The organism is Martinezella lusitana, assembly GCF_014207095.1.
In the GTDB taxonomy this organism is placed as follows: domain Bacteria; phylum Pseudomonadota; class Alphaproteobacteria; order Rhizobiales; family Rhizobiaceae; genus Rhizobium; species Rhizobium lusitanum_B.
Genome location: NZ_JACHBG010000001.1, coordinates 190,887 through 209,539, shown reverse-complemented (window position 1 = coordinate 209,539; position 18,653 = coordinate 190,887). Strand labels below are relative to the sequence as shown.

Here is an 18,653-nt window from a genome sequence, read left to right as displayed (position 1 = left end):
TTGTCGCAATTTGTTTTGACGTAAAGGCGGATCGCCGCCCAAGAATAGCAAGAAAGAGGCTTCCGCCTTGACACAGATGCCACAGACGCCCCTGCTCGATCAGGTCCAATATCCTTCCGATCTGCGGAAGCTGGACGATCGGGACCTGCCGCAGCTCGCACGCGAGGTCCGCGATGAGATGATTGATGCAGTGTCTCGCACGGGCGGGCATCTCGGCGCCGGCCTCGGCGTCGTCGAACTCACCATCGCCATTCACAGCGTCTTCAACACGCCGAACGATCGCTTGATCTTCGATGTCGGGCATCAGTGTTATCCGCACAAGATCCTGACCGGGCGGCGCGATCGCATTCGCACGCTGCGCCAGGAAGACGGCCTTTCCGGCTTCACGCGCCGCGCCGAAAGCGAATACGACCCGTTTGGTGCCGCGCATTCGTCGACATCCATTTCCGCCGGTCTCGGCATGGCGGTTGCCGCCGACCTCGACAAGACCGACCGCCGCGTCATCGCAGTCATCGGCGACGGCGCCATGTCGGCCGGCATGGCCTATGAAGCCCTGAACAATGCCGGCGCGCTCGATGCGCGACTGATCGTCATCCTCAACGACAACGACATGTCGATCGCCCCGCCGACGGGGGCGATGAGCGCCTATCTCGCCCGCCTCGCCTCCGGCCGCACCTATATGGGCTTCAGGGATTTTGGAAAGAAACTGACGGCCTATCTCGGCAAGAAGGTCGACCGCGCCATCACGCGGGCAGTCGAACACGCACGGGGCTATGTGACCGGCGGGACGATGTTCGAGGAGATGGGCTTCTACCATATCGGCCCGATCGACGGCCATTCCTTCGAGCATCTCTTGCCCGTGCTGCGCAATGTCCGCGACAATGCGCAGGGACCCGTGCTGATCCATGTCGTAACGCAGAAGGGCAAGGGTTATCCGCCAGCAGAAGCCGCCGCCGACAAATATCACGGCGTCAACAAGTTCGATGTCATCACCGGAACGCAGACCAAGGTGAAGCCGAACGCGCCGAGCTATACGAGCGTCTTCGCCGACGCCCTGGTACAGGAAGCAACACTCGACGAAAAGATCGTCGGGATTACCGCTGCCATGCCGAACGGCACGGGACTCGACAAGCTGCAGGAATTCTTCCCCAAGCGCTGCTTCGATGTCGGCATTGCCGAGCAGCATGCCGTAACCTTTGCGGCAGGCCTTGCTGCCGAAGGCTACAAGCCCTTTGCCGCCCTCTATTCCACCTTCCTGCAGCGCGCCTACGACCAGGTGGTGCACGACGTGGCGATCCAGGGACTGCCGGTGCGCTTCCCGATCGACCGCGCCGGCTTCGTCGGCGCCGATGGACCGACGCATGCCGGCTCCTTCGACACCACCTTCCTTTCCACCCTGCCCGGTTTTGTCGTCATGGCTGCAGCCGACGAGGCGGAACTGAAGCATATGGTGCGGACTGCCGCAGCCTATGACCTCGGCCCGATCTCCTTCCGTTATCCGCGCGGCGAAGGTGTCGGTATCGAATTGCCGGAACGCGGTCTGATCCTCGAAATCGGCAAGGGACGCGTGGTCAAGCAGGGCTCGAAAGTCGCGCTGCTATCCTTCGGAACGCGCTTGGCCGACAGCCTCGCCGCCGCCGAGGATCTCGATGCCGCCGGCCTGTCGACGACGGTCGCGGATGCGCGCTTCGCCAAGCCGCTGGACCACGACCTCATCCGACAGCTTGCGGCCCACCACGAGATGCTGATCACCATCGAGGAAGGCTCCGTCGGCGGCTTCGGCAGCCAGGTCATGCAGTTCCTCGCAAGCGAAGGCCTGCTCGACAACGGACTGAAGATCCGCTCGCTCGTCATGCCCGATATCTGGATGGAACAGGCCAAGCCCGAAGCCATGAACGCCAAGGCCGGCATCGACCGGGCCGGCATCGTGCAAACAGTGTTCCGTGCGCTTGGTCGCGGCAGAATCGTAGAAGCGGCTGGTTAACCAGCCGCGCTGGCGGCGTCACCACGCACCGCCTTTGTTCTGTGATCCTCAGGAGCCGAACACTGCCACACGATCGCGGCCGGCTGCCTTTGCCTGATACAGGGCGGCATCGACGTTGCGCAGCAGCAGTGCGCGCGTCGTCCCATCCCGCGGCGCAATGGCAGCACCGATGCTCAGCCGGGCAAAGATGGACACGCCCTCTACCGCGAATGGCGCCCGGAAAGCAGCCAGCAGCCGTTCGGACAGGGAAATGAGTGCGCTCCCCTCCGGCAGGTCCGGAACGAAAACGGCGAATTCGTCGCCGCCCATGCGCACGACGATATCATCGGCACGGATGACGGAACGGATGCGCGACGCCGCTTCGCACAGCACCTCGTCGCCGACATTGTGACCGAAGCGGTCGTTGATCGCCTTGAAGCCATCCATGTCCAGATAGAGAACGCCAAAGCTCCGGCCGGCTGAGATGGCGGCACTCAAGGCTCCATCGACGATGCCTTCCAGCGCCGACCGATTGAAGAAACTGGTCAGAGGGTCCGTCATGGCGGCCGTGCGCAGGCCGTTTTCGGCGATGCCCATCAGCAGATTGTTCTTCTGGAGACGCAGGAGTGCGCTTGCGATCTGCGCAAACTGCGTGAGGCTACGCTGCTCGCCTTCGGAAAAACCTCTTGCCTTCTGATCCAGAATGCAGAACGCGCCGACGGGTAGGCCATTTTCCAATCTGACCGGCGCGCCGGCATAGAAGCGGAAGCAGGGATCGTCGAGCACAAAGGGTGCGGTCTTCAATTCCGGATCCTCGACCAGATCGGGAATAACCAATAGCCCGTCGTCGAATACCACCCGGGTACAGATCGACATATCACGCGAGCACTCGGTGATCTTCAGACCGGCCTGCCCTGCGATGCGCTGCCAGTCCTCGTCGATGATGTTGATCGCAGCATAGGGGGTTTCGAACACGCTTCTCGCCAGCTCGGCAAGGGTGGCAAGCTCTGGCGTCGGACTGCTGTGAATAGCATTCAGAGAGCGTACGGCCAAAAGCCTTTGCGTTTCATTGGCCGGAACTCGGACGAGCTGTCCCATTCGAATCTCCCTAGGCGATCATTCCGCGCTTATAAAAATGGCTGTTCGCCATTGAGAGCAACCGTGCCGCCGATCAAATATTTAATAAATCTTGACCAAAGAATGGTCCGCCGACCCGTGGAAAACGAACTCGTCCGCCGAAGGCTCTGCTTATCAAGGGAAGGAGCATTATCGTCAGGTGATAGGACTGCGCCAAGATAAGACAGGCGCGGCATGGCAGGATCCTATACAGCCTGTGCAAAACCGGCTTCGCCTGCCGAAAATCAGCGAATCGATGAGACTCGCGTCATGCGGCGGTCTTTTGACAACCATCTTGCTCGAGCGATTCGCAGTCGCTCCCAGGTGGTCGCGCCATATGCGGACAAGCTTCAATTGACGGGTGTCGCAGCGAGAATCAAAATATCGAGGTCGTGCTCCGGATAGAAATCCTGGGCCGTCATCTGGAAGGTGGTCGGACCGGTTTTCTTGATGTCCTTGCCGCAGAAGCTGATGTAGTTTTCCGGGCTGCCCTTATCCACGGTCAGTTCGAAATGCTTGATCGGGCCCGACCAATTGGCACCTGTCGTCAGCACATAGGAGATCCAGCTTTCCGTGTACGTGCGGCCACCCTTGTCGGCGGCGGCGGCGAGCTTGGTCGCAGTCTTCAGGAAAGCCTCGTCGAGACAATATCTGCCGCGATAGGCCTGCAGCTGCTGCGTCTGATACTCTTCCTCGCCGGCAAAGGTGATGGCCACGGTGCCCCCGACGCTTGGCTTATAGCGATGCTGGACAACGATCTTGGCCTTGGCTGGAAACTTGGTGCGCCACCAATAGGTCGTATGCAGCGTCCACATCGGCGTCGGATGATGCTTCATCCCCTGACCGTCATTGTCGTATTCGTCGTCGGTAATCAGGCCGCGCGCCGTCCAGTCTTCCAGCACGTCGGCGGGCAGCTTGGCGGCGGCATCCATTGCCGCGCTGCTCAGCGGCAACAATGGCACGCCATGCGCCTTCAGCTCATCTGTCATGTCGACACCGGCGACGGTCACCCTTTGCTGCAGGGTTGGCGTTATGACCTTGCCGTCCTGCGTCACCGTGAAACCGAGGAAATTGTCTGCGTCGACATTGCCGGCATCGACCGTGCTATCGACATCGCCCTTGATATCGGGCATCGGGAAAGCGACGATGCTCTCCACCTCTTTGTCGGAGGTATTTTCGAAGATGTAATCGACGCGGACTTCGGCTGGCGAAATGAACAGCTTTTCCTGGGCCATGCTGATATCGCCGGTGCGGACATAGGCGAGACCGCCCGTCCTCAATTCGGCCATGGTATCATTCGCCAAGGCTGGCGCCGCAAACATCGCCAATAGCGCCGCATAGCCACCGATTTTTCGCATGTTGCTCCCCAGCCGCTGATTTGTTCAATTAAGGCCAGCCGCAATCCGCCGTCAACGCCGCGATCAGCACAAAAGGCTTGCAACGCACCGCATTGACCGGCATGGACAGCCTATGTCTGAACCGCAACGCCTCGACCAGCTTCTTGTCTCCCTTTCGCTCTTCGCCAGCCGCTCCCGTGCGCGCGATGCCATTCAACGCGGCACCGTGACCGTGGACGGCAAAGTCGTGACCAAACCGGGCGCATTGTTTACCGAAGAGGCGCAGATCGGCATCGACGATCCTGCCCAGGATTATGTCTCGCGCGCCGCCTTGAAACTGGTGGCCGCTCTCGACCATTTCGGCCTCGATCCGCGTGGACAAAGCTGCCTCGATGTCGGCGCGTCGACAGGGGGCTTTACCGAAGTGTTGCTAGAGCGCGGCGCAGACCATGTCACTTCGATCGATGTCGGTCATGGCCAGATGCACCCGCGCATTTCGGCCGATCCGCGGGTGACCAATGTCGAAGGGCTGAACGCCCGCAACCTTGCCGCCGAAGATATTGGCCGACCCATTTCGTTCGTCGTGTCCGATGTGTCCTTCATCTCGCTGAAACTAGCCCTGGCGCCAGCGCTCGTTCTTGCCGAGCCGGGTGCGCGCGCGGCGCTTCTTGTGAAGCCGCAATTCGAGGCCGGCCGGGATGCGATCGGCAAAGGCGGGCTGCTGAAGGACCCCTCCTCCGCTCCATCAGTCGCCGCCGAACTCGAGCGCTGGTTTGTTGAGGACATGGGCTGGCGTAGCCTGGGTCTTATCGACTCGCCGATTGCGGGCGGTGACGGCAACCACGAATTTCTTCTTGCAGGGATCAAGCCATGAGCACCGAAAACGTCACCATCCAGAAGCTCGGCGGTCAGGGCGACGGCATAGCACAGGGCGCCGATGGACCGATCTACGTGCCCTTCACGCTGCCGGGCGAAACCGTCGCCATCGCGCGGGTGAAAAGCCAGGGCACGCTGATGTCGATCACGACCGCTTCGCCGGACCGGCAGGAGCCGCACTGTCGGCATTTCGGCCCGCACGGCGTCAACGGCACGTGCGGCGGCTGCACGCTGCAGCACTATGCCGATGCGCCCTATCGCGCCTTCAAGCGCCAGCTCGTCGTCGATGCGCTACGCTCCAAGGGCCTCACGCCGGAGGTCGACGATATCGTCGCGGCGCATCCCGGCGAGCGGCGCAGAGTCGTCTTCGCCGCGCGAAAGACCGAAAAAGAAATGCTGATCGGCTTCAACCAAGCCGAAAGCCACCACATCGTCGCCATCGAGGAATGCCCCATCGCCTCTGCCGGCATCATGGCGCGCCTGCCGGCCATCAAGGCCATCGCAGCGGCTATGGCCATCAATGCCGAAGCCTTCCGTATTTCGGTGCTGGAGACCTTGACCGGGCTCGACCTGGCCGTCGATGGCATCAAGTCGCTTTCGGACAAGCAGCGCCGCAGCACGGTCGAAACCGTATTGTCGCTTCGCGGCATCGCGCGCGTATCGCTGAACGGCGAAATCCTGGTGGAGCCGGCAAAGCCGATGATCGAATTCGGCGGCGTGCAGGTTGCCCCGCCGCCGGGCGCCTTCTCGCAAGCGACCAAGCAGGCCGAGGACGCCATGGCTGAGCAGGTCACCGCTCATGTCGGTAAGGCAAAACGCATCGCCGACCTCTTTGCCGGCAGCGGCACCTTCTCGCTCCGCCTGGCGCGGATCGGGCGCGTGCACGCCGTTGAAAGCGAGGACAAGCCACTTGCCGCACTCGATCATGCCGCCCGCAACACGCAGGGCCGGAAACCCGTCACCGTCGAGCGCCGCGATCTCTTCCGCCGGCCCCTGATGGCCCAGGAACTGAAGGTCTACGATGCCGTGGTCTTCGACCCGCCACGCGCAGGCGCGGAGTTCCAATGCAAGGAGCTTGCCCGGTCCCAGGTCAAGAAGATCGTCGCCGTCTCCTGCAATCCGGTGACACTTGCCCGCGATCTCGCTTTGCTGGTCGAAGGCGGCTACCGCATCACGCGGGTAACGCCGATCGACCAGTTCCTATGGACCTCGCATGTCGAGGTGGTCGCGGTGCTGGAGAAATAAGCCTTCACCGTTTCATGAAGGCTTCGAAAGCAGCGCGGGCCTCGGCACTCTTCAGCTGAGCGGCGAAATGCCCGGCTTCCTGCTGGATGCGATCAAGGACCGCTTCCGGCGAGCCGCGCATGAGGTCTCGGGCAATCCGCAACGCTTCCGGCGGTTTGGCGGCGAGTTTTGCCGCCAGCGACAGCGTTTCAGCCTCAACCGTTTCCGGCGACGTTACCTGCCAGATCAGTCCGGCTTCCTTGGCCTGTGCAGCGGAGAAACCCTCGCCGAGCGCGAGCAGGGCAAAAGCCCGCTGATGTCCCATCACGCGCGGAGCGATCAGGCTCGACGCTGCCTCCGGAACGAGGGCAAGGTCGACGAAAGGGGTCTTGAACAGGCTGCGGTCGGAGGCAACCGTCAGATCGCAATGCAGATGGATCGTCGTGCCGATGCCGATCGCCAGGCCGTCGACGCCGGAAACGACCGGCTTCCTGGCGCTCGCCAGAGCAATCAGAAAGTCCACGACTTCGCGGCCCATGCTGCCGCCCATTGCGAAGGCAAGGAAATCGGTCATGTCGTTGCCAGCGGAAAAGCAGCCTTCCGTGCCGAGGAAGACGTTGACGCGGATGTCAGACGTATCATCCGCAGCCTTCAGCGCGTCGGTCATCGCCTGATACATCGCACGGGTAATGGCATTTTTCTTTTCCGGCCGGTTGAACCGGATGATCTGGACATGCGGCGCCGTTTCGGAACGCTCGATCAGAATGTGGTCGGTCATGGCCTCTCCTCAGGCAAGGGCAATACGGGCAGCGTTGAGGCTGGATGCGCCGACCAAAACACGATCGGCGAGCGCCGCCGTTTCAGCCAGCAGATTCTCGGCAGTAAAGCGGCAGAGTGCGATACGCTTCGCCCCCTCACCGTCGGCAGCATCGGCAAGTCCTCCCTTGGCGAGATAGCTTCCGGTGAGCACCAGGCCAAAGAGCCGCTGGTAGGGCGTGGCGCCGGCCAGAGCCTCTGCAAGAGCACCATCCGCCTGCCTCGACAAAAGCCATTCCCCTGCCTTTTCGAGATCGTCGATGGCCGAGCGCAGCCGTGGCGCAGTCTCCCCGAAACCTTTCAAATTGGACTGGGCGACGGCGTCGGCGATCCCACACAGTTCGGCGATGAAACCGCGCATATGGTCGCCGTTGGCGATCGTCAGCTTGCGGGTCACTAGGTCGATGGCCTGAATGCCGTTGGTGCCTTCGTAGATCGGCGCGATGCGCGCATCGCGCAACAGCTGCGCCGCTCCGGTCTCTTCGATAAAGCCCATGCCGCCATGGACCTGGATGCCAAGCGAAGCAACATCGACCCCGGCGTCGGTGGAGAAGGATTTGGCGACCGGCGTCAGCAGCGCGGCGCGCTCCTGCCAGTGCTTCGCCTTCTGCGGATCACGATGCGACATGTCGATCGCCTCGGCGCAGGCATAGCAGATGGCGCGAGACCCCTGCGTCAGCGACTTCATGGTTAACAGCATGCGGGCAACATCGGGATGCTCGATGATGGGGCTCATTCCAGTCGCCGCGGTGCCCGGTGCCCGGCCTTGCGTCCGCTCTCTGGCATAGGCGATGGCCTTCTGTGTAGCCGCCTCGGCAATCGCCACGCCCTGAATGCCGACGGCAAGACGCGCGTTGTTCATCATCGTGAACATGCAGGCGAGGCCCTTGTTCTCCTCGCCGACGAGCCAGCCGATAGCGCCCTTCTCGCTGCCATACTTCCCGTCGCCAAAGATGAGCGTGCAGGTCGGTGAACCGTGGATGCCGAGTTTGTGCTCCAGCGAGTGGGCGAAGTAATCGTTGCGCGCCCCGAGCGAGCCATCCGCGTTCACCAGGAATTTCGGCACGAGAAAGAGCGAAATGCCGCGCGTTCCGGCAGGTGCGTCCGGCAGGCGGGCGAGAACCAGATGGACGATGTTGTCGGTGGCCTCATGATCGCCCCAGGTGATGAAGATCTTCTGGCCGAAGATGCGATACGTCCCGTCGTCGCGACGTTCGGCGCGTGAGCGCAAAGCGCCCACATCAGAGCCTGCGTGCGGCTCCGTCAGGTTCATGGTTCCCGTCCACTCACCAGATACGAGCTTTGCCAGATATGTCTTCTTGAGGTCTTCGCTGCCATGAGCCCGCAGGGCCTCGACAGCCCCCATGGTCAGTGTCGGAGCGAGGCCGAACGCCATCGAGGCGGAATTCCACATTTCCAGCGTCGCGATGTTCAACATGTGCGGCAAGCCTTGCCCGCCGAACTCCTCCGGCCCGGTCAGCCCGTTCCAGCCGCCTGATATCCAGTCGCGATAGAGCCTCTCCCAGCCATCGGGAAGAACCACCTTGCCATCGACCAGTTTGGCGCCCTGTCGGTCGCCGGCTTCGGCCAGCGGCTCCACTTCCTCGCCGGCGAAGCGCCCGGCCTCCAACAGAATGGCTTCGACGACATCGGCGCTGAGATCGCCGAAGATGCCCTGCTCCATCGCATGCCCCAAGCCGGCAACATGGTTCAGCGTGAATGCGATTTCCTTGACGGGCGCCTTGTACATGCTGTCTCCTCCGCTCCGTAATTCCGTTCACAACGGAATTGCCCAGTGTTGTCCTTGGCCTGCCTCACCCGAGCCGCTGGCAATGAAGAACATTGCTAGTTTATTTTTACGTAAACGTCAATTTTTCTCGGGTCGTCATGAAGGGCGATTTTCCGCCAGCCCGGAACAGTCCGTATTTGCCGCATCGGTGCGTGCAATATCTCAACGGGACCGCAGACTTGTATAAAAACCGTCATGAACTAAGACTAAAGGCAACTATTCAGACAATGCGAACGATCCGGCCATGAACACGATCATCTCCGCCAACAAGATACCGGGCTTCGTCTGGGCCTATCGTCTGCGACCGGGTTCGGACAAGCCGGAACGGCTAGCCGACGATATCGACCGGGCAACGCTGTTTGCGGGAGACGGCTTCCTTTGGCTGCATCTCAATCTCGTCGATGCCCGCGTCCCGGCCTTCCTCGCCGACGCGCCAGGGCTGAACGATGCCGCGCGCATAGCCTTGACCACGCATGAAACTCATGCCGCGATTACCGTCGACGAGCAGATGCTTTTCGGCACGCTGGTCGATTTCCAGCGCGAGTTCGCCCACAACACCCATGATATCGGCTGGCTGCATTTTGCGCTGACAGACCGCATGCTCATTACCAGCCGGTTGCAGCCCCTTCGCAGCCTCGACCGAGCCAGGACGCTGATCGAAAAGAATCCGGCGCGCTTTTCAAGCCCGGTGGATGTTTTCGAGGCGCTGGTCGTGGAGTTCCAGCGAGCCCTGATCTCCGTCGTTATCGAGATCGGCGAAGAGCTGAACGCCATCGAAGATTTCGTGCACGGCAATACGTCGCAAGACGAGCGCGCGCAGCTTCCGCCCCTTCGCCGGACGATCGTGCGGCTGCACAGACACCTGCGCACGGTGCTTTCCCTGATGCGTCACGCCGCCGCCTCGGATGACGAGGAGATGCCGCTCGGCTTCGACGACGTCGCAGGGCGTCTGACCGGCCGGCTGGAGGCGGTCGAGCATGACATCTATGCGCTGCAGGAACGCGCGAGGCTGCTGCACGAAGAAATCGGCTCGAAGCTCTCAGCCGAGATCAATCGCCATCTCTATATCCTGTCGATCATGACGGCGTTTCTGCTGCCGCCGACGCTGGTAACCGGCTTTTTCGGCATGAATACATCGGGCTTGCCGCTCGCGGGCGGCTCCACCGGCACCGGATACGCGGTCGGCTTCATCATCGCCTCCATATTGCTGGCATGGTGGCTGCTGAAGCGCGTCAACATTCTCTGAGACCGAGATATGCAAAGGCCGCCCGGCGGAAACCGGACGGCCTTTTGTTTGCAACTCTCAGATCTATCGCTCTCACGCAACCCCACGCGGAAGCTGCCGAACGTTTTTCTGAAATTGATCTGTCTGTAGCTTAGAAATACGGCGAGTAGCACTGCCGGCGCGGGCCGTAATTCGGCTGGAAGGTGTTGTCGTAGGCGCGATAGGAACGATAACGCCCTTCACACCAATCGACGTGACGAGGGTTTATGCCCGCGGACGGAGCCGGAGCCGGCTCATAGTAACGCGGCTGGCTGGCGATAGCGCCACCGATCAAGGCGCCGGCACCGAAAGCGGCCAGCGGAAACCAATAGCCGTCATGATAGCGATAGCCGCGACGATAACCCGGATAACCGCGATAGCCGCCATACCAACCTCGGCGATAATAGCCGCCACGATAGTCGCGCCATTGAACCTGCTCGACATTGCCGACAGACTTTTCGGCGGGCACGACCGGTGCCGTGGGCATCTGAATGGCGAAGGACGGCGTGAAGCTCGTCAAGGTAACTGCGGCCGTTACGGCTATGGTCGCAATTTTCGCACGGAAACCAAGCATTTTTATCTCCATTCCCTGGTTCGGCTTGTGCTCAAGCCTATAGGTTTCATGTCGGGAATGCTTCCCGAGCAAGGTTTCGCTGCCTGCTTCGTCGTATATCCGAATAGACGAAAAGAAACGCGGCAGCACACTATTTGGTTCCTTAAATCCCTACCAATCTAAGGAGTTATGCGAGGGCTCCACGTCGAGCTTATAGTGTTTGCCTTCTTAACCCAAGATTAACCAGCAATCCTTACTATTATTTCATGAAAGGATCCTGGCAGAGCCACGCCCTGATTTGCACCTTCCTCACGGTTCTGAGCTTCATAGGCCCGGCGACAAAACCATCGGCTGGTGAAAATCAACCTTGGACGGACCCGAAAAACGCCCTTATCGTCGACGCTTACGAGCTGAATACGATCGACTGGAGTGCGTTTCTGCAGGATAAGCGCATCGCCGCCTTCATCTCGAAAGCCTCGGACGGCCTGCCGGCGACCTATAATTGCGCCGCTAAACCCGCGGGCGACACGCCTGCCCACTGCAAGACGATATGGCGCAAATACGCCATCAGCCGCGAGCTGTATCAAACCCGTCGCATGCTGGCGAAAACAAATGGCCTATTATGGGGCGCTTATCATTTGGGACGACCGGGCAATCCCATTGATCAGGCCAATCATTTTCTCGACTATGCCGCGCCGCAGCCGGACGAGCTGATGGTGCTGGATATTGACGGGATGGACCCCACCCAGTTCATGTCGCTGGACGATGCCCAGATCTTCGTCGCGCATATCAAGGTCAGAACCGGGCGCTACCCTATTCTCTACACCAATCACAACACCGCACAGTACATTGCCGATCACCGCAATCTCTATCCGCTGCTGTCGCGGCTGCCGCTCTGGTATGCCCGCTACAAACCGGACGTGAAGGGCACATTCCCGCTCGGCAACTGGGACAGCTACGCCCTCTGGCAATTCGTCTCGTCGGAGAACTGCTCCGACAAGAGTTGCCCCTATCGCGTTCCCGGTACTCTGACCGATATCGACGTCAATGTCGTGCCGATGACCAAGGTGCAGCTCGCCGAGATCTGGCCGCAGGGCGATCTCGTACCGGCCAAGCCACTTCCCGCCCCCGACCTAACGATCGCTCTGGACGCGACCTGTAGCGGACCACGGCAGACGCTCGTGTCGCTGCTGCTCGACCCCGTCGTGACGGCATCGATCCCGCGATCCAAGCCGGTCGCGGAAATCAACGAGTTGAACTATCAGGATTTCTAGAGTCGGAGTTTCCTCAGGCCTCGACCTGCACATCGGTCTTCGGACGCGAGCAGCAGGCCAGGATATAGCCCTCTTCGATCTCGTCATCGAGGATGCCGCCATTGTGGCTCATCTCGACCTCGCCCGAGAGCTTCAGCACGCGGCAGGTGCCGCAGAGACCGGATTCGCAGGCGGCACCGATGCGCACGCCGGCGCCGCGCGCGGCCTGTAGCACGGTCTGACCGGCCGGGCAGGCAACATCCTTGCCGGCCATGGTAAAGCGGATGGTCGTGGCAGCTTCTGTCGACGCGTCGTCGGTGACCTCGGCGAGCGGCGTTGCCGCATTTGCCGGCTGGAAGCTCTCCTGATGATAGCGCGACATGTCGAAGCCATGCGCTTCCAGCATGGAGCGGACGGCATCCATGAAGACTTCCGGACCACAGCAGAAGATCGTGCGATCCATGAAATCTGGCGAGAGCAGCCCGATCTTGGCCTTGTCGATGCGGCCCTTCAGCCCCGACCAGAGATCAGTGCGGCCGCAGCCTTCGACGATCAGGCCGAGGCTGAGGTTCGGCATGAAACGGGCGAGATATTCGAGCTCCGAACGGAAGATGATGTCGGCGGGGCTGCGCGCGCAGTTGATGAAGCCGATATCCGACAGCGGCGCGGTATCGGCCATGTAGCGGGTCATGGACATCATCGGGGTGATGCCGGAACCGGCCGAGACGAACAGGTATTTCTCGCCGGGATGGCGGATATGGCTGAAATCGCCGAGCGGTCCGAAAGCCTTGATGCGCATGCCGGGCTTCAGATTATCGAACATCCAGCGCGTGCCGATGCTATCCTTCTGCGCCTTCACCGTCACGGCGACCGAGAAGGGCCGCGACGGCGTAGACGACAGCGTGTAGGTGCGCATGACCGGCTCCGGTGTCGTCGGCAGCTCAAGCGTCACGAACTGGCCCGGCAGATAGCGGAACCAGTTGTCCTTGTCGGACCCGAATGTGAAGGTCATCACATCGGGCGCTTCAGGCGTGACCGAGAGGCATTTGAGTAGATGCTGCCTGTCACTCCAGGGCTGCATCTGATCGAGGTGTCGATGACTATTGGAGGCGGTCTTGCTCATGCTTAGGCTACCGCCGAGAGCTTGGCCTGATCGCCCTGCAGACGGTCGATCATGAAGTTCGAATACCACTCGACGAACTGCATGACGCCGCCTTCATGGATTTCCGAATAAGGACCGGGCTCGTAGGCCGGCGAGTGGATGCCGAAGGCATTTTCCTCGACGATGCGGCGGTCCTGATCGTTGGTTTCGTTCCAGACGTGGGTCAGTTCCTCGATATCGTAATCGACGCCTTCGACCGCATCCTTGTGAACCAGCCATTTGGTGGTGACGGCGGTTTCCTCGGCATTGAGCGGCAGCACGCGGAAGGAAATCGCATGGTCGCCAAGCAGGTGGTTCCAGGTGGTCGGGTAGTGGAAGAGCAACATCGTGCCGATGCCGTTCATCGTCACGTCGGAAGCTAGCTGACGCTTGACGGCCTTCTGGCCGGACATGGTGTAGCTTTCTGCTCCTTCGATCAGCGGCATACGGGCGGTACGGAACTGACCATCCGGCGAAATCTTGAACTCGCTCGGCAGGCCTGCGGCTTCGCAACGTGCCCAATGCTCCAGGATGATCGGATCGCTCATCGCGCCCTGCACGCCAGTAACGGTCGGCGCTTCCGGGAAGGTGCGGCAAAGTTCGGGATGATTGGCGGCGCAGTGGTAGCACTCGCGGTTGTTTTCCCAGACCAGCTTCCAGTTGCCCTTCTCGATGATGGTGCTCTGGAAAGCGACCTTGGCTTCGCTCATGCGATGAGGCGCCATATAGGGCTCGATTGCAGCGCGGACCGGGGCGAAATCCGGCGCATTCTTCGCAAGGCAGATGAAGATGTAGCCGGCGACGCTTTCGCAGTGGACTTGCTTCAGAGAATACTGGCTCTTGTCGAAATCTTCCGCCATCTGGCGGGCAAAGAGCAGGGAGCCGTCGAGCTCGTAGGTCCACTGGTGATAGGGGCAGACGAGCTTGGCCGAGGAGCCACGCTCGGTCGTGCAGACGCGCGAACCGCGATGGCGACAGCTATTGTGGAAGGCCCGGATCACCTGGTCGCGACCGCGAACGATGACAACAGGATATTCGCCGATCTGTACGGTGAAGTAGTTGCCGGCGCGCGGCACCTCGCAATCATGGCCGATGAACAGCCAGTCGCGATAGTAGATCATTTCCATATCGAGCTTGAAATAATCCTGATCGATATAGAAAGGCTGCTCCAGGCTGAAGCCCTCGCGGCGGCTCTTCAATTGCCGCAAAACATTGCTTTTGATATCCATTTGCCTATCCTCGCGCAGTACCGGGAGCGAGGGGGGACCTGCGCAACCGTCAGGAACGGCTGAAGCAGTATCCGACCACCCGTCGCGGTCAGTAAACCATATCTGCCCAAGGCTGGTTTCCGGATTCTGGAAAGGCCCTGTTGCCAGGACATCCTCCTCCCTAATGGACGGCACCTTGAGATTGACATCATCATAGCTCCCGGCCCTACCGCCCGCTGCGCTACAATGCGACATCGACTTCGAAATTGACGACAGACGAAACCATATCTGGGGAGGGTTGCGTACAGCAATCATATTGAAAGAAGATTCAATCCTTTAGGCGTCGCAACGACTGGCCTTCGATACGACCTCGCCAGGCCTTCCGGATGACGCTTTATTCTGTTTGCGACAGAGCGACCTGCGATATCTTCTCACACCGGCCCTTGTGCTGCGGAGAGCGCGCGCAACGCTGTCACCGCACGCTCGGCATCACTCGCCGGAACGAAGATATGGTCGTGATAGTAGGCTGCGACGACATTGGCGCTGATGCCTTCATTTCCGAGAGCCGTGGCGAAGGCAGCGGTGAGGCCGACGGCCTCCAGCGAGGAATGAATTTCGAGGGTGATCATCCGCATGGCGGGAGCCGTCGCAAGGCCAGCCTCGCGCGCCGCGGCCAGAGGAAGGATCAAGGTCACGCCCTCCCGTTCGCGGAAAAACCCGACCGGCTCCAAGTGCATATGGTCGGACAGAGCAGAGGTCGGCACGGTGCAATAGACGAACTCGCCCTCGACAAGGCTGGGCCTCATGCCGGAAAGCAGCTGCTTGAGATCGGTTACTCCGGACATGTTCCTGGTCTCCTTAAGAATATGCGGCCCGCGCCGTTAAGCCCTGCTCAAGCCATGTGCCATATTATGTGGCCTCCAGACCTTTATAGCGAGATCCGGCATGGCCAAACTCAGATATTTCGACACTGGGAAGCCCGCCGACCCAGAGCCGACCCCAGCGGTATCGACAACGGGGCACAGCGAATTCCTACGAACCGGCCGCATCAATCGCGACAGGCCGCATTGGCTTGCCGAAGAGCGGCGCTACATGACCCATCAGGAGGTCGCGGAGCGCACGGCGCAGAAGCTTCGAAACGCCGGGGAAAAGACCCATGACCGGTTAAACGGCTTTCACAAGTCGATTCGCTTCCCAAAGCTCATCTTTCATCACACGCTGAAGGACACGCCGCATTTAGGCTATTGCCACGTCACCGCCGCGCGGACGCAGTTCGCTCAATATGAGGACGTGAACTGGGCCTTCTACATCGCCAACTTCTTTGCCCGCATCGGCCAGGAAGAGAATTTCTTCGAAGACATCAACCTCAAATATTCGCGGATGTATTTTGCAGTCGCGGTCCATCCGGACAAGGAGGCTGAGGATAAGAGGCTGACGATCAATCGCGACATTCGCGGCAACGGCGTGCTGTTCCACACCCACGATCCGCAGATCGCCATCCGCAACGTTCTCTTGCTTGGCGCCCGCAACGAGCAGCTTCGCGACATCATTCGCCAGCTTTGACGATTGATCCGAAAACTCGAAGGGCATAAGAAACGGCCTGAACTGCAAGCAGGCAGGCCATGGCACGACACATAGACATTCTCGAACATCCGCAAACGGCGATCGAAGTCGCGACGGCAACGCTCGCCGAGGGCTTGCCGATCGGGCTGCCGACGGAGACGGTCTATGGCCTCGCCGCCGATGCCACCAACCCAGCCGCGATTGCCCGCATCTACGAGACGAAGGGCCGGCCGCGCTTCAATCCGCTGATCTGCCACATGAGCGATCTCGCCATGGCCGAGCGCTATGCCGTCTTCGACCCCATTTCGCGCAAGCTCGCTGAAGCCTTCTGGCCCGGGCCGCTGACGCTCGTGCTGCCGCTGAGATCCGATAGCGGCATCCATCCGCTGGCAACCGCCGGCCTCGACACGGTCGGCATCCGCGTACCCCAAGGCTTTGCCGGCAATCTGATCCGCGCCTTCGACCGGCCGCTTGCTGCACCGAGCGCCAATACGTCGGGCAAGATCAGCGCCACCAGCGCCGATCATGTCGATGACGATCTCGGTGAGCGCATTACCCTCATCCTCGATGCCGGGGCTTCGGTCGTCGGCGTGGAGTCGACCATCGTCAAGGTCGAGGACGGCGAGATCCGCCTGCTGCGGCCCGGCGGTCTGGCGGCGAGCGAGATCGAGCGGGTGGCTGGCAGGGCGCTGAAGCGCAAGAAGAAGGCTTCGGCGGCCATCGAGGCGCCCGGCATGATGGCTTCACATTATGCGCCAGGAGCGGCCGTGCGGCTGGACGCGACCGAGGTTTCCGCGAACGAGACGCTGATCCGCTTCGGGACACCGGACATTGCCGGCATCGAGAAGGCTGTTGCCGTGCTGGATCTCAGCGCCAACGGCGATCTCTCAGAAGCGGCGGCAAACCTCTTCGATTTCATGAAGCGTGCCGATGCCACCGGCGCTGCGACCATTGCCTTTTCGCATATTCCAGACGAGGGCCTCGGCGAGGCCATCAACGACCGGCTGCGCCGCGCGGCCGCGCCCAGAGAGTAAATCAGCCCGACATCATCAGGCAAAGGACACGCCATGAGCAGCTCCGCCCCCTCCTCCGATCTTCTCGACCGCTTCGCTGCCATCGTCGGCGAGAAACATACCGTACGAGACCAGGCGGAAATTGCGCCGCATCTCGTGGAAAATCGCGGCCTCTATCATGGCGCTTCGCCCATGCTGCTGAAGCCCGGCTCGGTGGACGAGGTGTCCGCGATCCTGAAACTGGCAAGCGAGACCGGCGCGGCCATCGTTCCGCAGACCGGCAATACCGGCCTTGTCGGGGGGCAGACGCCGCGCGAGGGCGGCTCAGATATCATCCTGTCGCTGGAGCGCATGAACCGCATTCGCGACATCGATCCGGTCGGCAATACGATTGTTGTCGACGGCGGTTGCATTCTGGCCGAGGTCCATAAGGCAGCGGCCGAGCACGGCCGCATGTTTCCGCTTTCGCTCGGCTCGGAAGGCTCCTGCCGCATCGCCGGCAATCTTTCCACCAATGCCGGTGGCACAGCCGTTCTTGCCTATGGCAACATGCGCCAGCTCTGCCTCGGCCTCGAAGTGGTATTGCCCACGGGCGAAATCTGGAACGGACTGCGCCGCCTGAAGAAGGACAATACAGGCTATGACCTGCGCGACCTTTTCATCGGTGCGGAAGGCACGCTTGGCGTCATCACCGGCGCTGTGCTGAAACTCTTTCCGCAGCCTCTCGGCCATCAGGTCGCCTTTGCCGGCCTGCAGTCGGTCGACGATGCGCTGACCCTGTTCAAGAACGCCTCCAGTCTCTGCGGAACTGCGCTGACCGGTTTCGAGCTGATGCCACGCATCGGCGTCGAGTTCACCGCCCGACATATTCCAGGCGTGCGCGATCCGCTTGAGACTGCCCATCCCTGGTATGTCCTGATTGACATATCCACGTCCGATTCGGCTGAGACGGCCGAGCGGATGATGACGGCGCTGCTCGAACAGGGCTATGAGGCCGGCCTGATCCAGGATGCGACCATCGCCAGCTCCGAAGCTCAACAGCAGGCCATCTGGCATATGCGCGAGAGCATGTCGGACGCGCAGAAGCCGGAAGGCGGCTCGATCAAGCACGATGTTTCCGTGCCGGTGGCGCAGATCCCACAATTCATGGCGGAGGCCGAAAAGGCCGTTGTCGCCGCCATGCCGGGCGCACGCGTCTGTGCCTTCGGCCACATGGGTGACGGCAATATCCACTACAACATCTCCCAGCCCGTCGGCGCCGACAAAGCGGAGTTCATCGGCCACTGGCGCGAGATGAACAAGATCGTGCACGGGCTGGTGCTGCAGCATGGCGGCTCGATCTCCGCCGAGCATGGCATCGGCCAGCTGAAGCGCGACGAGCTGGCTTCGATCCGCTCCGATATCGAGATCGACCTGATGCGCCGGATCAAGACCGCCTTCGATCCCGCCGGGATCATGAACCCAGGCAAGGTTCTCAAGGTCTGAAACTCAAGAGCTTTTCCGCTTTTCTTCGAATCGCGGAAAAGCTCTATCTTAT

At 61.0% G+C, this 18,653-nt stretch carries 16 protein-coding genes; 8 read left to right on the top strand and 8 right to left on the bottom strand.

Annotated elements, in window-relative coordinates:
- Nucleotides 1-67: 67 nt before the first annotated feature.
- A complete protein-coding gene (gene dxs / locus GGD46_RS00970; RefSeq protein WP_184700922.1) occupies nt 68-1,984 on the top strand; it encodes a 1-deoxy-D-xylulose-5-phosphate synthase in 1,917 nt (638 codons plus the stop codon).
- Nucleotides 1,985-2,032: 48 nt separating this feature from the next.
- Here dxs and GGD46_RS00965 read toward each other — a convergent pair whose 3' ends face one another.
- Nucleotides 2,033-3,061, bottom strand: coding sequence for a sensor domain-containing diguanylate cyclase (locus tag GGD46_RS00965; protein ID WP_184700920.1), 1,029 nt, complete (start codon nt 3,059-3,061; stop codon nt 2,033-2,035).
- Nucleotides 3,062-3,429: 368 nt separating this feature from the next.
- Nucleotides 3,430-4,437: a DUF4424 domain-containing protein gene (locus GGD46_RS00960; protein WP_184700918.1), complete on the bottom strand. Its 1,008-nt coding sequence runs from the start codon at nt 4,435-4,437 to the stop codon at nt 3,430-3,432.
- 112 nt (nt 4,438-4,549) lie between these two features.
- On the opposite strand from GGD46_RS00960, the gene GGD46_RS00955 reads away from it, so the two are divergent.
- On the top strand, nt 4,550-5,290 hold the full coding sequence (locus tag GGD46_RS00955; RefSeq protein WP_184700916.1) for a TlyA family RNA methyltransferase: 741 nt from the start codon (nt 4,550-4,552) through the stop codon (nt 5,288-5,290).
- Nucleotides 5,287-6,537 (top strand): class I SAM-dependent RNA methyltransferase, encoded by a 1,251-nt coding sequence (locus GGD46_RS00950; protein ID WP_184700914.1) that lies wholly within the window; start codon nt 5,287-5,289, stop codon nt 6,535-6,537. The genes GGD46_RS00955 and GGD46_RS00950 overlap by 4 nt, the downstream gene beginning before the upstream one ends.
- A 4-nt stretch (nt 6,538-6,541) precedes the next feature.
- Here the strand turns inward: GGD46_RS00950 and GGD46_RS00945 are convergent, their stop codons facing one another.
- Together GGD46_RS00945 and GGD46_RS00940 are read right to left on the bottom strand one after the other, a co-directional pair.
- On the bottom strand, nt 6,542-7,294 hold the full coding sequence (locus GGD46_RS00945) for a crotonase/enoyl-CoA hydratase family protein (protein ID WP_184700912.1): 753 nt from the start codon (nt 7,292-7,294) through the stop codon (nt 6,542-6,544).
- A 9-nt stretch (nt 7,295-7,303) separates the two neighbouring features.
- On the bottom strand, nt 7,304-9,082 hold the full coding sequence (locus tag GGD46_RS00940; protein WP_184700909.1) for an acyl-CoA dehydrogenase: 1,779 nt from the start codon (nt 9,080-9,082) through the stop codon (nt 7,304-7,306).
- A 283-nt stretch (nt 9,083-9,365) separates the two neighbouring features.
- Between GGD46_RS00940 and GGD46_RS00935 the strand changes: the two genes are divergently transcribed.
- Nucleotides 9,366-10,367, top strand: coding sequence for a transporter (locus GGD46_RS00935; RefSeq protein WP_184700907.1), 1,002 nt, complete (start codon nt 9,366-9,368; stop codon nt 10,365-10,367).
- Between the two features lie 130 nt (nt 10,368-10,497).
- Here the strand turns inward: GGD46_RS00935 and GGD46_RS00930 are convergent, their stop codons facing one another.
- Nucleotides 10,498-10,959, bottom strand: coding sequence for a BA14K family protein (locus tag GGD46_RS00930; protein ID WP_184700905.1), 462 nt, complete (start codon nt 10,957-10,959; stop codon nt 10,498-10,500).
- Between the two features lie 245 nt (nt 10,960-11,204).
- On the opposite strand from GGD46_RS00930, the gene GGD46_RS00925 reads away from it, so the two are divergent.
- The gene (locus GGD46_RS00925) at nt 11,205-12,212 is read left to right on the top strand and encodes a glycoside hydrolase family 25 protein (RefSeq protein WP_184700903.1); all 1,008 of its coding nucleotides are present in this window, start codon (nt 11,205-11,207) and stop codon (nt 12,210-12,212) included.
- A gap of 13 nt (nt 12,213-12,225) precedes the next feature.
- Here the strand turns inward: GGD46_RS00925 and GGD46_RS00920 are convergent, their stop codons facing one another.
- The 3 genes from GGD46_RS00920 to GGD46_RS00910 all read right to left on the bottom strand — a co-directional run bounded on the left by GGD46_RS00920 (nt 12,226) and on the right by GGD46_RS00910 (nt 15,385).
- A complete protein-coding gene (locus tag GGD46_RS00920; RefSeq protein WP_184700901.1) occupies nt 12,226-13,314 on the bottom strand; it encodes a hybrid-cluster NAD(P)-dependent oxidoreductase in 1,089 nt (362 codons plus the stop codon).
- Nucleotides 13,315-13,316: 2 nt separating this feature from the next.
- Nucleotides 13,317-14,561, bottom strand: coding sequence for an SRPBCC family protein (locus GGD46_RS00915; protein WP_184700899.1), 1,245 nt, complete (start codon nt 14,559-14,561; stop codon nt 13,317-13,319).
- A gap of 410 nt (nt 14,562-14,971) precedes the next feature.
- Nucleotides 14,972-15,385 carry an ACT domain-containing protein gene (locus tag GGD46_RS00910; protein WP_184700897.1) on the bottom strand — a complete coding sequence of 138 codons (414 nt, stop codon included), beginning with the start codon at nt 15,383-15,385 and terminating at the stop codon, nt 14,972-14,974.
- Nucleotides 15,386-15,485: 100 nt separating this feature from the next.
- On the opposite strand from GGD46_RS00910, the gene GGD46_RS00905 reads away from it, so the two are divergent.
- From GGD46_RS00905 to GGD46_RS00895, 3 genes are read left to right on the top strand one after another with little or no spacing between them, the layout of a single operon-like run.
- Complete coding sequence (locus GGD46_RS00905) at nt 15,486-16,103, top strand: DUF6656 family protein (RefSeq protein WP_184700895.1); 618 nt, start codon at nt 15,486-15,488, stop codon at nt 16,101-16,103.
- A 59-nt stretch (nt 16,104-16,162) separates the two neighbouring features.
- Nucleotides 16,163-17,137 (top strand): L-threonylcarbamoyladenylate synthase, encoded by a 975-nt coding sequence (locus tag GGD46_RS00900; RefSeq protein WP_184700892.1) that lies wholly within the window; start codon nt 16,163-16,165, stop codon nt 17,135-17,137.
- 33 nt (nt 17,138-17,170) lie between these two features.
- Nucleotides 17,171-18,601 carry an FAD-binding oxidoreductase gene (locus tag GGD46_RS00895; protein ID WP_184700890.1) on the top strand — a complete coding sequence of 477 codons (1,431 nt, stop codon included), beginning with the start codon at nt 17,171-17,173 and terminating at the stop codon, nt 18,599-18,601.
- The last annotated feature ends 52 nt before the right edge of the window (nt 18,602-18,653 follow it).